This is a genomic window from Iningainema tapete BLCC-T55 (genome assembly GCF_014698965.1).
Lineage (GTDB): Bacteria > Cyanobacteriota > Cyanobacteriia > Cyanobacteriales > Nostocaceae > Iningainema > Iningainema tapete.
The window spans coordinates 399913-415536 of sequence record NZ_JACXAE010000072.1 but is presented as its reverse complement, the minus strand read 5'-3'; the positions used below and the strand labels follow the sequence as shown (position 1 = coordinate 415536).

Sequence of the window (15624 nt, the reverse complement as noted above, 5' to 3'; positions counted from 1 at the left end):
TTTATAGGCTATTATTTGTAAAATCGGGAAAAATCGATTTTTTACTTCTTACCAGTATCAAATACTTTTTTTATATGCCTAGTCTCTATTTTCAGCTTTTTAGGCAAAAATTTAGCCAGTTGCCTTCTTCTCTCTCCCTAGCCGCTATTTCTCTATTACTGCTTGTTGTTAGCTCTGGCTGTGTTCAAAAAGCACAAGAAGAAGTACAACTAGAAATAAAAAACGTTCAGTCAGTTCAGAGTAATGGTTTATACAATATATCAGGCAGTACAAATCTGCCTGACTCTAGCCAAATTACCGTAACAGCTGTGCGTAATTTACGACCACAAGAAGGACAACAACTATTAAATTCTCCTGATAGTACAAATCGCTCTATTTTGGCTCGTCAAATCGTCGAAGTCAAACAGGGAGAATGGCTTGCGGATCTCAATCTCTGGCAAGTGGCAGCCAATGGTACTTTTCAGGAAAACTGGCAAGCATCTCAAGTGCTAACGAGACTAACACCAGAAAACGGCGTCACGTTTATCGCCACTTTTGACGCCGCAAGTCAGCAGCAATCACAGCAAAGCTTGAAAAAACCCGATCAAGACTATCAAAACCTCGAAGGTAAGTTGATTCGCTTTACAAATGAAGGCGAAATCTATGTACAAGCGAGTCAAACTTTAGCAATTCCTCTACCCACAGGAAAAACAATTGCCCCTCGTTTCCAACTAGAAGACATGAATGACGGTTGGGGAATTCGTAACCAAATCCCGCCGCAACCAACAATAGGGGTAAATACCCGAGCGTCTTTACTAGCTACTAAATTCAGGCAGACAAACGCTTCTCTCAAGGCTTCAGAATTTATGCGTTGAAAAATGTAGAGACGCCTCGGCGGGGCGTCTCTACAAATTTTTTTGATTTAAATCATATGGACTTCATTAGTTTTGTAAGATTCATAAAATACTCTCAATCTTTCTGGTGCTTCTACCTCAGTATTTGTTGCGGGAGTTTTTTGTAGTAAATTGTTATGCATGATTTGCATCTGCAACATCATATCTCTAAGTTGTGTTTGTAAATGCTCAAACTCAGACATTGTAACTGTTGTTTGCTCTACATTTGTCGTAGCAACTTCTTTTGTACCATTTGTACTTGCTTGCGCAAAACCCAGGTAATTTTGTGCAGAAGAAAATGTCGATGCAGCCGTAACAGGTGTAGTTTCATGACTTACTGCTGGTTTATGCACTTTTGAATTCACTTGTAACATTTCATCATTCAAGAAGCTACTCAATCCAGAAGCTTGTAAGCGAGTCTCTGATAGTTTGAGTTCTTTGATCAATTCTTCCTTTTCTTGTAGGTTTTTCTCTAAGACAGATAACTGCTGCTCAAACTCTGTCGATTTTTGCGCAGAATTCCGCCAACCACACATAGCGATCGCCGATAAACCTGCTCCCATACTAATTGCCGTAGCCAAAACTACGTAAGGAGTAGCAACATCTCTAAGTTTCCCAGAGAAAAAAGGTTCTTCCTTGAATTTGATGTTTATTTGCTCAGCACCCAGTACAAATAAAGGTGCGCTCATTACTGAAAAAACAGCAGCAGAAGCCATCACTGGTGGTAGCAAAAATTTGGCGAGAGCAGATAGGGACATATTTAAATGTTGAATTAGTTATAACGAAAAACAATCATTCAATCGCAACAGATTCTGAACTACCGTCTATTAAATATAGCTTTTACAGCTAAAAACGGTAATTTAATATGTTGACTACATTCTTGTTCTAATTTATTCTTTATATCTCCCAAACGCCATAATGTTTTCCGTAAAATCAATTAAATTTTTTGTAAATTTAACAATAACACTCTACCTGCTTAACCCTACTGATTTTTATATATAAAATTTTCTTAAAGTTTTCGACTGTATCTTCTCAGTAATTAAACTTAAATCGTTTTCCCAGTAGGCAAACTATCTGAGTTAAAAATCCAGAGTTATAACTAAACAAGTTTGAATTTAAAAACATCATACATACTGATAACAAGCAAAATTAAGTCGTGAAATTCTCTTATTCTCTTTCCTCTGCGTAGGAGTGCGGTTGAGCAAAAAAACAAGTTTCCAAATTAAAGATACTCAATTTGAACTTTTTTCATAGCACTCTTCAAATCGGAACCTTCAAAAAACTCGCAATCGGATTCTCACTTATGGGATTCAGAGCTATAATATAATATAGATGTACTTATCTATAACGAAGCGGGCAGTAAAAAATCGCTCCTATCTACTTCGAGCCGACTTCCTGTAGCGTGACTATGAGTAGGAGCATTTGTCAAGTAAACTTTACTATGTTGATCTGCCCATGAGCGAAAAAGCTCATGGCAGAAAAATTTTTAGGGAAATTTTTCTTTTTGACCCTCACATTGGCAATAAGGGTGCTATATTAGTAAGTCTAGTAGTGTGTGTACATATATATAGTCTTTTTGGAATTGCTGTGGCGAATATAAAATCTGCTCAGAAACGCGCCCAAATCGCAGAACGTAACCGACTGCGTAACAAATCTTACAAATCAGCAGTGAAAACGCTGATGAAGAAGTACTTTACTGCCGTAGAAACCTACGCAGCTAACCCTAGTCCTGAATTAAAGCAAGAAGTACTTGCTCACATGTCAGCAGCTTACAGCAAAATCGATAAAGCCGTAAAGCGGGGAGTACTGCATCCAAATAACGGAGCAAGAAAAAAATCGAGATTAGCTAAAAGGCTCAAACCTCATACACAACCAGCAGTAGCAACTGCTGAGTAATCCTTAATTTTCCATAAATCCCAGTAGAGACGTTCCGCCAGAACGTCTGTACCAATGAAAAGGAATACAGTAGAGACGTTCCGCCGGAACGTCTGTACAAATTGAATCGGCAGTGAGAAAAATAGCAAAGTTTATTCTGTAGCCTGTCGCCTGTCTCCCCTTCCTAAAAATGCAGCTGATAGATACCCACGTTCATATCAATTTTGATGTTTTCCAACCAGATTTAGAAGCAGTGAGATCGCGATGGCAACAAGCAGGGGTAGTACGTTTAGTCCACTCATGTGTCTTGCCGTCAGAATTTTCGTCTATTCAAGCGATCGCCACTCGTTTCCCGGAAGTAAGTTTTGCAGTAGGATTACACCCGTTAGATGCGGAAAAATGGAGCGATGAGACAGCAGAATTAATCACATCTTTGGCTGTAGCGGAAAAAGTAGTGGCAATAGGTGAAACAGGGTTGGATTTTTACAAGGCGGATAACATTGAGCAACAGATCATGGTATTTGAGTCACAACTGGCAATTGCCACATCTCTCAACTTACCAATTATTATCCACTGCCGCGATGCAGCGGAAGAAGTAAAGCAAGTGTTGCACAAATGGCACAACAAAGGAGGAGAATTGAAAGGTGTGATGCACTGCTGGGGAGGAAATCCTGAGGAAACAAACTGGTTTGTGGATTTAGGATTTTACATCAGCTTTAGTGGAACTGTTACCTTTAAAAATGCCCAACAGATCCAAGCATCAGCAGCGATGGTAAGAAGCGATCGCTTATTAATAGAAACAGACTGCCCATTTTTAGCTCCGGTTCCTAAACGGGGGCAAAAACGGAACGAGCCTGCTAATGTACTTTACGTAGCAGAACAAATAGCTCGTTTGCGCGGCGAAACTGTCGAAGCGATCGCCTCTCAAACCACCCAAAATGCTTGTGAATTGTTCGGCTTAGTTTTATGAGGCAGTCCACATTTGCATGGGCAGTTGTGAAAAAATTGCTTTTCGGCAAAAATGTGGTAATATAGTTACCTCAAAAAAGGTTTGCTTGCGTCATAATAGTTATGTTGCGATCGCCAACTATTTTTCCTAGTGGCAAAACCATCATTATCACTCCACGCAACGGAAGCTCCTAACCCATAGTTACTCATCTCATCATGCTCAGTTTAACTCAAAAAATCTGCTTCAATTGTTACATATAGAAAGTACTTACACTTAATCATTTCCGCGCTCACGCTTGTGCAAAAACCAACTAATGCAAATGAAAACCAGGCAAAGAGAAGAAATATTTTCTTAGATAATATTGTATACCATGATATTGGGTAAAATTACACAAAACCAGATTAACATTCAGATAACGGTAGTGTAGAACTGCGTAGGCTAGCCAGAACTTTGTTGTCGGGTTAACCAGCTCTCAAGGCGATTGGCTATGAAACAACAAGTTCATTCCCTTTTAGAGATTTAATAGCTCCTGCCCACATCTGCACTCTTGTGTGTAGTGTAAGGAGAATCCGTATACCGAACAGTTGAACCAGGATGATAAAGGTAGAGGCATGACTAACGAATCAATTATGGAATCCGCCTTCTTGTTGCCCGACTTAATTGAAATCCAGCGTGCTAGTTTTCGCTGGTTTTTAGAAGAAGGGCTGATAGAAGAACTGAACTCCTTTAGTCCTATCACAGATTACACAGGCAAACTAGAACTACACTTTTTAGGAAATAACTACAGACTCAAAGAGCCAAAGTATAGTGTAGAAGAAGCTAAGCGGCGTGATAGTACTTACGCAGTACAAATGTACGTACCCACACGCCTAATTAATAAAGAAACCGGAGAAATAAAAGAGCAAGAAGTATTCATCGGGGATTTGCCTTTGATGACTGATCGCGGCACATTCATTATTAACGGTGCAGAGCGGGTCATCGTCAACCAAATCGTGCGCAGTCCTGGAGTTTACTACAAATCGGAAATTGATAAAAACGGGAGACGTACCTACTCAGCTAGCTTAATACCTAACCGGGGAGCATGGCTGAAATTTGAGACAGACCGTAATGACTTGGTGTGGGTAAGGATCGACAAAACCCGTAAACTATCAGCACAAGTGCTACTTAAAGCTTTAGGTTTGTCAGATAACGAAATCTTTGACGCACTACGTCACCCAGAGTATTTCCAAAAAACCATTGAGAAAGAAGGGCAATTTTCTGAAGAAGAAGCCCTGATGGAGTTGTATCGTAAACTGCGTCCAGGTGAACCACCTACCGTTTTGGGAGGACAACAACTCTTAGACTCGCGTTTCTTTGATGCTAAACGCTACGACTTAGGACGAGTTGGACGTTATAAACTAAACAAGAAACTACGCCTGCAAGTACCAGACACATTGCGGGTACTAACTTCTCCTGACATTTTAGCAGCAGTAGATTACTTAATCAACCTTGAATTTGACATTGGTAACACAGATGACATTGACCACTTAGGTAATCGCCGGGTGAGAAGTGTGGGCGAGTTGCTGCAAAACCAAGTTCGAGTAGGGTTAAACCGATTGGAAAGGATTATTCGGGAACGGATGACTGTATCCGATGCCGAAGTACTTACCCCTGCTTCTTTGGTAAACCCCAAACCTTTGGTAGCAGCAATTAAAGAATTCTTCGGCTCCAGCCAGTTGTCGCAGTTCATGGATCAAACCAACCCACTGGCAGAACTGACACACAAACGTCGTCTTTCTGCACTAGGGCCTGGTGGTTTAACGAGAGAACGAGCAGGCTTCGCTGTCCGAGATATTCACCCCTCGCACTACGGACGTATTTGCCCAATTGAAACACCAGAAGGTCCTAACGCTGGGTTGATTGGTTCTTTGGCTACTCATGCCAGAGTGAACCAGTATGGCTTCTTAGAAACCCCATCTAGAGTTGTCGAAAACGGGCGAGTCAGGTTTGACCTGCCACCAGTGTACATGACAGCAGATGAAGAAGACGACGTTCGCGTTGCTCCTGGTGATATACCAATCGATCAAAATGACCAGATCATTGGACCTCAAGTACCAGTACGTTATCGGCAGGAATTCACCACCACTACACCCGAACAAGTAGATTACGTGGCAGTTTCTCCGGTACAAATTGTCTCTGTTGCTACTAGTATGATTCCTTTCTTGGAGCATGACGACGCCAACCGCGCCTTGATGGGATCGAACATGCAACGCCAAGCAGTACCTTTGCTTAAGCCAGAGCGTCCTTTGGTGGGAACAGGATTAGAAGCTCAGGGAGCAAGAGACTCCGGGATGGTAATTATATCACGCACTGATGGTGATGTCACTTACGTAGATGCAACAGAAATTCGTGTGCGTCCTAAACCCGATTCTGGAGTGAGAACAGGACCATCAGGAGAAATTAAGTACACAATTTCTAAATACCAGCGCTCCAACCAAGATACTTGTCTCAACCAAAAACCACTAGTAAGGATTGGTGAACGTGTTGTTGCGGGACAAGTATTGGCAGATGGATCTTCCACAGAAGGTGGTGAGTTGGCGCTAGGACAAAATATCGTCGTCGCCTACATGCCTTGGGAAGGCTACAACTACGAAGACGCAATTTTGATTTCCGAAAAGCTGGTGCAGGAAGATGTGTACACCTCAATTCACATTGAAAAATATGAAATTGAAGCAAGACAAACCAAACTAGGACCAGAAGAAATTACCAGAGAAATTCCCAACGTTGGGGAAGATGCCTTGCGTCAGTTGGATGAACAAGGAATTATCCGAATTGGAGCATGGGTAGAAGCCGGCGATATCTTGGTAGGAAAAGTGACACCAAAAGGTGAATCTGACCAACCACCAGAAGAAAAGCTGTTGCGAGCAATCTTCGGGGAAAAAGCACGGGATGTGCGCGATAACTCTCTACGTGTACCTAACGGTGAAAAAGGACGTGTAGTTGACGTACGCTTGTTTACTCGCGAACAAGGCGATGAACTGCCACCCGGAGCAAATATGGTGGTACGGGTGTACGTGGCACAAAAACGCAAAATCCAAGTCGGCGACAAAATGGCAGGACGACATGGAAATAAAGGGATTATTTCCCGCATTCTCCCACTAGAAGATATGCCCTATTTGCCCGATGGTTCTCCGGTGGATATCGTCCTCAACCCCTTGGGTGTGCCAAGCCGGATGAACGTTGGACAAGTGTTTGAATGTTTGTTGGGCTGGGCTGGTCATAATTTGGGAGTCAGGTTTAAGCTCACACCTTTCGACGAAATGTACGGCGAAGAATCTTCCCGGACAATTGTACATGGCAAATTGACCGAAGCACGGGAGGAAACAGGCAAAGACTGGTTATTTGACCCAGATAACCCTGGTAAAATTACAGTTTATGATGGTAGAACTGGGGAGCCTTTTGACCGACCAGTAACAGTAGGTGTGGCTTACATGCTCAAATTAGTCCACTTGGTGGATGATAAAATTCACGCTCGCTCTACAGGTCCATACTCACTGGTTACTCAGCAGCCTTTGGGTGGTAAAGCACAACAAGGTGGTCAGCGGTTCGGTGAAATGGAAGTGTGGGCGTTGGAAGCCTTTGGTGCAGCTTATACCTTGCAGGAGTTGCTCACTGTGAAGTCGGATGATATGCAAGGGCGGAATGAAGCACTTAATGCGATCGTCAAAGGTAAAGCAATTCCTCGCCCAGGTACACCAGAATCTTTTAAAGTATTGATGCGAGAACTGCAATCACTGGGCTTAGATATTGCTGTACATAAGGTTGAAACACAAACAGATGGCAGCTCTTTGGATGTGGAAGTCGATTTGATGGCAGATCAAGCTACCCGTCGTACCCCTCCTCGTCCCACCTACGAATCTCTCTCCCGTGATTCGATGGAAGAGGAAGAGTAAATAGGGCAATGGGCATTGGGAATTGGGCAATGGGCATTGGAAAAATCAATTACCCATGCCCATTGCCCCATGCCCCGCCCCCTAACAATTAAATATCCCTCAAACACGGAATCTTAGTCCGTGAACTCATAACTAACGATTGAAATATTGCATATGAGAAGCGCCCAAACTAATCAGTTTGACTACGTAAAAATTGGCTTGGCTTCCCCTGAACGTATACGTGTATGGGGAGAAAGAACTTTGCCTAATGGTCAGGTAGTAGGTGAAGTTACTAAGCCGGAAACTATCAACTATAGAACTTTAAAGCCAGAGATGGATGGCTTATTTTGTGAGCGCATCTTTGGTCCGGCTAAAGATTGGGAATGCCACTGTGGTAAGTATAAAAGAGTACGGCACAGAGGAATTGTGTGCGAACGCTGTGGTGTAGAAGTGACCGAATCGCGAGTGCGTCGTCACCGCATGGGTTACATCAAGCTAGCAGCACCAGTTGCTCACGTTTGGTATCTCAAAGGGATTCCCAGTTATATTTCTATCCTGCTAGATATGCCGTTGCGGGATGTAGAACAGATTGTTTATTTCAATTCTTATGTTGTTCTCAGTCCTGGTAATGCCGAGACGCTAACGTATAAACAGCTATTAAGTGAAGACCAGTGGCTGGAAATTGAAGACCAGATATATAGCGAAGATTCTACCTTACAAGGAGTAGAGGTAGGAATTGGTGCCGAAGCATTGCTGCGGTTATTGGCTGATATCAAACTGGAAGAGGAAGCAGAAAAACTACGAGAAGAAATCGCTAATGCCAAAGGACAAAAGCGGGCAAAGTTAATTAAGCGATTGCGGGTAATTGACAACTTTATTGCCACCGGCTCTAAACCAGAATGGATGGTAATGACTGTGATACCTGTGATTCCGCCTGATTTGCGTCCAATGGTGCAGTTAGACGGTGGACGATTTGCAACTAGCGATTTGAATGATTTGTATCGACGGGTAATTAACCGGAATAATCGTCTAGCACGCCTACAGGAAATTTTAGCTCCGGAAATTATTGTGCGCAACGAAAAGCGGATGCTGCAAGAAGCAGTGGATGCTTTGATTGATAATGGTCGTCGAGGACGAACAGTGGTGGGAGCAAATAACCGACCACTAAAATCTTTGTCAGACATTATTGAAGGTAAGCAAGGACGCTTCCGACAAAACTTGTTGGGTAAACGGGTAGATTACTCCGGACGAAGTGTGATTGTGGTGGGACCAAAGTTGAAGATCCACCAATGCGGTTTACCACGAGAAATGGCGATCGAACTATTTCAACCGTTTGTGATCAATCGCTTGATTAAAAGCGGAATGGTAAACAACATTAAAGCCGCGAAAAAGTTAATTTCTCGTTCAGATCCAAGTGTTTGGGATGTTCTGGAAGAAGTAATTGAAGGACACCCAGTGATGCTCAACCGCGCCCCAACGCTACACCGTTTGGGTATTCAGGCTTTTGAACCAATTTTGGTAGAAGGAAGAGCTATTCAACTACATCCCTTGGTGTGTCCAGCGTTTAACGCCGACTTTGACGGGGATCAAATGGCGGTACACGTACCTTTATCTCTAGAGTCACAATCGGAAGCACGGTTGTTGATGCTAGCTTCTAACAACATTCTGTCACCAGCTACTGGTAGACCAATTATTACACCTAGCCAAGACATGGTGTTGGGGTCTTACTACTTAACCGCAGAAAATCCTCATGCCACAAAGGGCGCAGGGCGCTATTTTGCTTCTCTAGATGACGTGATTATTGCTTACGAACAGAAGCAAATTGATCTCCACTCCTACATATTCGTTCGTTTTGATGGCGAAGTAGAGTCACCAGAAGCAGATACAGAGCCAGTAGAAGTGAAACAAAACGATGACGGTAGCCGGACAGTGCTTTACAAGTTCCGCCGTGTTAGAGAAGACTCTCAAGGAAATCTCATATCTCAGTATGTACGGACAACACCGGGTCGCGTTATTTACAATAAGGCGATTCAAGAAGCACTAGCAAGTTAATAGCTAATTGTTAATTGTTAATTGCAATTAACAATTAACAATTAACAACTAACAAATGACTGAGGACTAAAAATGACAAACGAAAACATGGTCTTTCGCAATCGTGTTGTTGACAAAGGTCAACTGAGAAAGTTAATTTACTGGGCATTTACCAATTATGGTACGGCGCGAACAGCAGTAATGGCGGATAAGTTGAAAGATTTGGGCTTTCGCTACGCCACTAAAGCAGGGGTGTCGATCAGTGTTGATGATTTGATGGTGCCACCAACTAAGCGATCGCTCCTAGAAGCAGCAGAAGTAGAAATTCGCGCTACAGAAGAACGCTACCAAAGAGGAGAAATCACCGAAGTTGAGCGCTTCCAAAAGGTAATTGACACTTGGAACGGAACTAGTGAAGCGCTCAAAGATGAAGTTGTCAGCCATTTTAGAAAGACAAATCCCTTGAACTCGGTATATATGATGGCGTTTTCCGGGGCAAGGGGTAATATCTCTCAGGTGCGGCAATTGGTGGGAATGCGGGGACTAATGGCAGATCCCCAAGGTCAAATTATTGACCAACCGATCAAAACTAACTTCCGTGAAGGTCTAACTGTAACAGAATACATTATTTCTTCCTATGGTGCAAGAAAAGGCTTGGTAGATACTGCTTTGCGCACAGCAGACTCTGGTTATCTTACCCGACGTTTGGTAGATGTATCCCAAGATGTGATTATTCGGGAAATCGATTGCGGCACGACAAGAGGTATTCCCCTACGCTCAATGACAGAAGGTGCGAAAGTCTTGATTCCTCTAGGTTCAAGACTATTAGGACGAGTAGCAGCAGCGGATATCGTTCACCCAAAAACGGGTGAAGTGCTGGTAGCACGCAATATAGCGATTTCCGATGAAATGGCTAACAAAATTGATAAAGCAGGCGTGACGTCCGTTTTCTTGCGCTCACCCCTGACTTGTGAAGCCGCACGTTCGGTTTGCCAACACTGCTACGGTTGGAGTCTGGCCCACGGGAAAATGGTAGACTTGGGTGAAGCTGTAGGTATTATTGCAGCACAAAGTATCGGTGAACCAGGTACTCAGCTCACCATGCGTACATTCCACACAGGTGGTGTGTTTACTGGGGAAGTGGCAAAACAAGTCCGTGCGGAAAGTGATGGTACGATCCGCATCTCCCGGAAAATGCGTACCAGAGGCTACCGCACCCGCCACGGGGAAGACGCTTTGTATGCAGAAGCTAATGGCTTTATTCAGTTGGAGTCAATCACAGAAAACTCCGACAAACCAACTAGCAATGAAATTTCGGTCACTCAAGGTTCGACAATCTATGTTGTCGATGGACAGCAGGTACAAAAAGGTCAGTTGATAGCTGAAGTAGCAATTGGTGGTAGGACTACCCGTGTAAATACAGAAAAAGCGGTCAAAGAAGTAGTTTCTGACTTGGCAGGGGAAGTTAAATTTGCGGAAGTAGTTCCAGAACAAAAAACTGACCGTCAAGGCAATACTACCACGACCGCCGCACGCGGTGGTTTGATTTGGATTCTCTCTGGTGAAGTTTATAACTTACCACCAGGAGCCGAATTGGTCGTCAAAAATGGTGATGCGATCGCCACCAATGGAGTATTAGCGGAAACTAAGTTAACAACTATACACGGTGGTGGTGTGCGTTTACCGGAACCAACCCCAGGTAAAGGTACAAGAGAAATTGAGATTATTACTGCTTCGGTAGTTTTAGATCAAGCAACCGTCACGGCGCAAAGTTCCCAAGGTCGCAACAACTACACTGTAACTACTGGTAATAATCAAGTATTTAACCTCAGAGCCACACCTGGCACAAAAGTACAAAATGGTCAAGTGGTAGCAGAGTTAATTGATGATCGCTATCGCACAACCACAGGTGGATTGCTCAAATACGCTGGTGTGGAAGTACAGAAAAAAGGTAAGGCAAAGCAGGGATACGAAGTAGTAGAGGGCGGAACCCTACTGTGGATTCCCGAAGAAACCCACGAGGTAAACAAAGATATCTCCCTACTATTAGTCGAAGACGGACAATTTGTCGAAGCAGGTACAGAAGTAGTTAAAGATATCTTCTGCCAAAACAGCGGTGTAGTAGAAGTTACCCAGAAAAACGACATTCTCCGCGAAGTAGTGATTAAGCCAGGGGAACTGCTGATGGTAGACGATCCAGAAGCAGTGATGGGCAAAGATGGTACATTTGTCCAACCAGGTGAAGAATTTATGGGGCAAGTTGCTACTGAACTACGGTATATTGAGTACGTTGAATCTCCTGAAGGTCCTGCTTTATTAAGCCGTTCTGTAGTAGAGTTTGCTGTACCAAAGAATCCTGATGTACCATCAACTACATCAGTAAGTCAACAAACCGGACGTTCAATTCAATTACGCGCAGTACAGCGGTTGCCATATAAAGATTCTGAGCGTGTCAAAACAGTAGAAGGTGTAGAACTGCTACGCACTCAACTAGTGTTGGAAATTGAACAAGTTGGCGAACTTGATCACAACGCTTCTCCTCTAGCAGCAGACATTGAGTTAGTGCCAGATCCAGATGACTTAGAGATCCAGCGCTTGCAATTAGTGATTTTGGAATCCTTAGTCGTTCGTCGCGACATCACTGCTGACGCTACCCAAGGTAGCACTACTACAAGCCTAGAGGTGAATGATGGCGACACCATTGCACCAGGGGCAGTGGTGGCACGTACTCAAATTCTCTGTAAAGAAGGCGGTTTGGTACGGGGTGTACAAAAAGGTACAGAGGCAGTCCGTCGCTGTTTAGTACTTCGCGAAGCTGACAAAGTAGTGATGACTACCAACACCGCTCCGAGCGTCAAAGCTGGTGACTTGTTGGTTGAAGGTACGCAAATTGCTCCGTCCGTATTTGCTTCTGAATCTGGGCAAGTGGTAGCGGTGAAGAGAGTTCAGGGAGCAACGGATGCCCTGGGAGTAGGAGAAGAAACTTCTGCTCTTGCTGCTGTGTCAGCTTACTCTGTGGTGATTCGGACTGGACGTCCTTATCGGGTTAGTCCGGGTGCTGTGTTGCAAATCGAAGATGGCGATTTGGTACAGCGTGGTGATAACTTGGTGTTGCTGGTCTTTGAACGTGCGAAAACTGGCGACATTATTCAAGGTTTGCCGAGAATTGAGGAACTTCTCGAAGCTCGTAAACCAAAAGAGGCTTGTGTTTTAGCACGTAGAGGCGGAGAAGTCAAGGTAGTTTATGGCGATGGTGATGAAGCGATCGCGCTGAAGATTGTGGAAAGCAACGGCGTGGTGACAGATTATCCCCTGGGACCAGGACAAAACTTGATCGTTCCTGATGGAGCAGTTGTACAAGCGGGAGATGTTTTGACCGATGGTCCTTCTAACCCTCACGAAATTCTGGAAATCTTCTTTAACCTTGGTTCCGAAGATGGTATTTACGCTTGTGCGAGCCACGCTTTGCAGAAGGTACAAACCTTCCTCGTGAATGAAGTGCAATTGGTGTATCAATCCCAAGGTATTGACATCGCCGATAAGCACATCGAAGTTATTGTCCGGCAGATGACAAATAAAGTGCGGGTAGATGACGGCGGTGACACCACTATGCTTCCTGGTGAATTGGTGGAGTTGCGCCAAATCGAACAAGTCAACGAAGCGATGGCAATTACTGGCGGTGCGCGAGCGCAGTATACTCCAGTACTGTTGGGTATTACCAAAGCATCTTTAAACACCGATAGCTTTATTTCTGCTGCATCCTTCCAAGAAACAACACGGGTACTCACCGAAGCCGCCATTGAAGGAAAATCTGACTGGTTGCGTGGTTTGAAGGAAAACGTGATTATCGGAAGATTGATTCCGGCTGGTACTGGATTCAACGCTTATGAAGAGCCAGGTGCCATTGAAGACTATGCGAATGATATGACTAGTAGTGTCTTGGATGAAGTTGATGATGCACTTGATATGGTGTTGGACGATCGCACCGCCCGCACCTACAATCTTGATTCTCCAACTTTAGCTGATGGATTCGGCGCTCGGCGTACAGATTCGGTTTTAGATTTGGATGATGATGAGTTGATCACTGATGAGGTAGATGACCTCATTGATGAAGAAGACTTTGAGGATGACGACGATTTCGAGGAGGAAGAAGAAGAATAAACTGACAAGTAATCACAAATAGGGAATGGAGAATGATTTATTCTCTATTCCCTATTTTTTTCTTCATCCTGACCAAGGATTTTTCTGTTCTCCGTCAAAAATGCGTTAAAATTAGGTACTCCAGTAAAACTAAACTGATTGTTGATTTTCACACTTACTCAAAAAGAGAAATGAGCAATATTGCGGTTTTGTATGTATAATATAAGCAGCAATAAACCAAAATCATACTCAAACATCACCTAAACAAAGGTTAGGGGAGTGAAACGGCAAAAAGTGCTAATGAGTCTATCCACTATATGCTACAGCTTTTTAGGTTTTTTCTGAAAAGTCGTGAGCAATCAAGAAGAAAATAGTAATTTAGTCGCTTCTATAATTAAACCACGTTTCCCACCATGTGGGAGTATCAAAAAAATCCAGGTTAAGCTAGAGAAGAGAGTGGTTTTCTTGTTTGAACCCTGTGGGTTCATAGCAAGACTCATTCTCAAACAGGAACTTCGTTCATTTGGCAATGTCCTTACTCCATGCTGCGAATTATTACTCAGCAGGCAGACGTAAAAGCAGAAGTGCAACGGATCTGCGATCGCACTCATGACGAACAGGTACTTCACAAAGAGGCAACAGTGCGGGAAGTGTTGCAGGCGGTGAAGCGCCAAGGCGATAAAGCTGTATTACACTATACAGCCGAATTCGACCATCAAACTCTCAAACCAGAAGAACTACGTGTTACAGGCTCAGAACTTGATTCCGCATACCAACAAGTGTCGCAAGAATTGCTCGAAGCAATTCGGCTAGCTTGCCATCAAATAGAAGAGTTTCACCGCCAACGAGTGCCAAAAAGCTGGGTACAATTTGGCGATGACGATATAGTTCTGGGCAAGCGGTATACTCCTGTAGACAGGGCAGGATTATATGTACCGGGTGGTCGTGCGGCATATCCGAGTACGGTGTTAATGAATGCAATTCCGGCAAAAGTGGCAGGTGTACCGCGTGTGGTGATGGTAACACCACCAGGCGCAGGAGCCGCAATCAACCCAGCAGTGTTGGTGGCAGCCCAAGAAGCCGGATTGCAAGAAATTTACCGCATTGGAGGAGCACAGGCGATCGCCGCCTTAGCTTACGGTACAGAAACAATTCCCAAAGTTAATGTTATCACTGGTCCGGGAAACATCTACGTTACTCTAGCGAAAAAACTTGTCTATGGTACTGTAGGCATTGATTCCCTAGCCGGGCCCAGCGAGGTGCTCATTATCGCCGATGAAACAGCAAATCCAGTCCATGTTGCCGCTGACTTGTTAGCCCAAGCCGAACACGATCCAATGGCAGCAGCTATTTTATTAACTACAGATACAGCTTTGGCGAAAAACGTGCAAGTGGCGGTAGAAAGACAATTAATAGATCACCCCAGGCGTACACTCACCGAGAAGGCGATCGCTCACTATGGCTTAATTGTGGTTGTAGAATCCTTAGAAGCTGCAGCAGAAATCTCCAACGAGTTTGCCCCCGAACATTTGGAGTTGGAAGTAGAAGACCCTTGGGCAATATTACCACTCATTCGCCATGCTGGTGCTATTTTCTTAGGTTATTCTACCCCAGAAGCTGTAGGGGACTACTTAGCCGGACCAAATCACACTCTGCCCACCTCTGGCGCTGCCCGTTATGCTTCAGCATTAGGAGTGGAAACTTTCTTAAAACACTCCAGTATTATCCAATACTCCCAAACAGCATTGGAGAAAGTAGCAGGTGCAATTGATGTGTTAGCAACCGCTGAAGGTTTACCCTCTCACGCCGATTCGGTACGTCGTCGAGTGCAAAAGCAAGAGTGATG

At 44.0% G+C, this 15624-nt stretch carries 6 protein-coding genes and 1 pseudogene; 6 read left to right on the top strand and 1 reads right to left on the bottom strand.

Going from position 1 to position 15624, the window contains the following annotated elements; translation table 11 throughout:
• Positions 1-74: 74 nt before the first annotated feature.
• The gene (locus ICL16_RS22915) at positions 75-854 is read left to right on the top strand and encodes a hypothetical protein (RefSeq protein ID WP_190832356.1); all 780 of its coding nucleotides are present in this window, start codon (positions 75-77) and stop codon (positions 852-854) included.
• Between the two features lie 47 nt (positions 855-901).
• Here ICL16_RS22915 and ICL16_RS22910 read toward each other — a convergent pair whose 3' ends face one another.
• The gene (locus ICL16_RS22910) at positions 902-1630 is read right to left on the bottom strand and encodes a hypothetical protein (RefSeq protein WP_190832355.1); all 729 of its coding nucleotides are present in this window, start codon (positions 1628-1630) and stop codon (positions 902-904) included.
• Between the two features lie 829 nt (positions 1631-2459).
• Between ICL16_RS22910 and rpsT the strand changes: the two genes are divergently transcribed.
• From rpsT to hisD, 5 genes and pseudogenes are all read left to right on the top strand, one after another.
• The gene (rpsT, locus tag ICL16_RS45890; RefSeq protein ID WP_190832701.1) at positions 2460-2768 is read left to right on the top strand and encodes a 30S ribosomal protein S20; all 309 of its coding nucleotides are present in this window, start codon (positions 2460-2462) and stop codon (positions 2766-2768) included.
• 169 nt (positions 2769-2937) lie between these two features.
• Positions 2938-3717 (top strand): TatD family hydrolase, encoded by a 780-nt coding sequence (locus ICL16_RS22900; RefSeq protein WP_190832354.1) that lies wholly within the window; start codon positions 2938-2940, stop codon positions 3715-3717.
• A gap of 590 nt (positions 3718-4307) precedes the next feature.
• A complete protein-coding gene (gene rpoB, locus ICL16_RS22895) occupies positions 4308-7628 on the top strand; it encodes a DNA-directed RNA polymerase subunit beta (protein WP_190832353.1) in 3321 nt (1106 codons plus the stop codon).
• A gap of 153 nt (positions 7629-7781) precedes the next feature.
• Positions 7782-13799: pseudogene (locus ICL16_RS22885) on the top strand (DNA-directed RNA polymerase subunit beta'').
• A gap of 521 nt (positions 13800-14320) precedes the next feature.
• Positions 14321-15622, top strand: a complete 1302-nt coding sequence (gene hisD / locus ICL16_RS22880) for a histidinol dehydrogenase (protein WP_190832350.1) — start codon at positions 14321-14323, stop codon at positions 15620-15622.
• Positions 15623-15624 lie beyond the last annotated feature (2 nt).

Excerpts from the sequence above, each read along its gene's own strand:
- ICL16_RS22910 (WP_190832355.1), bottom strand. The coding sequence starts at position 1,630 with ATGTCCCTATCTGCTCTCGCCAAATTTTTGCTACCACCAGTGATGGCT.
- ICL16_RS22915 (WP_190832356.1), top strand. The coding sequence starts at position 75 with ATGCCTAGTCTCTATTTTCAGCTTTTTAGGCAAAAATTTAGCCAGTTG.
- hisD (WP_190832350.1), top strand. The coding sequence starts at position 14,321 with ATGCTGCGAATTATTACTCAGCAGGCAGACGTAAAAGCAGAAGTGCAA.
- ICL16_RS22900 (WP_190832354.1), top strand. The coding sequence starts at position 2,938 with ATGCAGCTGATAGATACCCACGTTCATATCAATTTTGATGTTTTCCAA.
- rpoB (WP_190832353.1), top strand. The coding sequence starts at position 4,308 with ATGACTAACGAATCAATTATGGAATCCGCCTTCTTGTTGCCCGACTTA.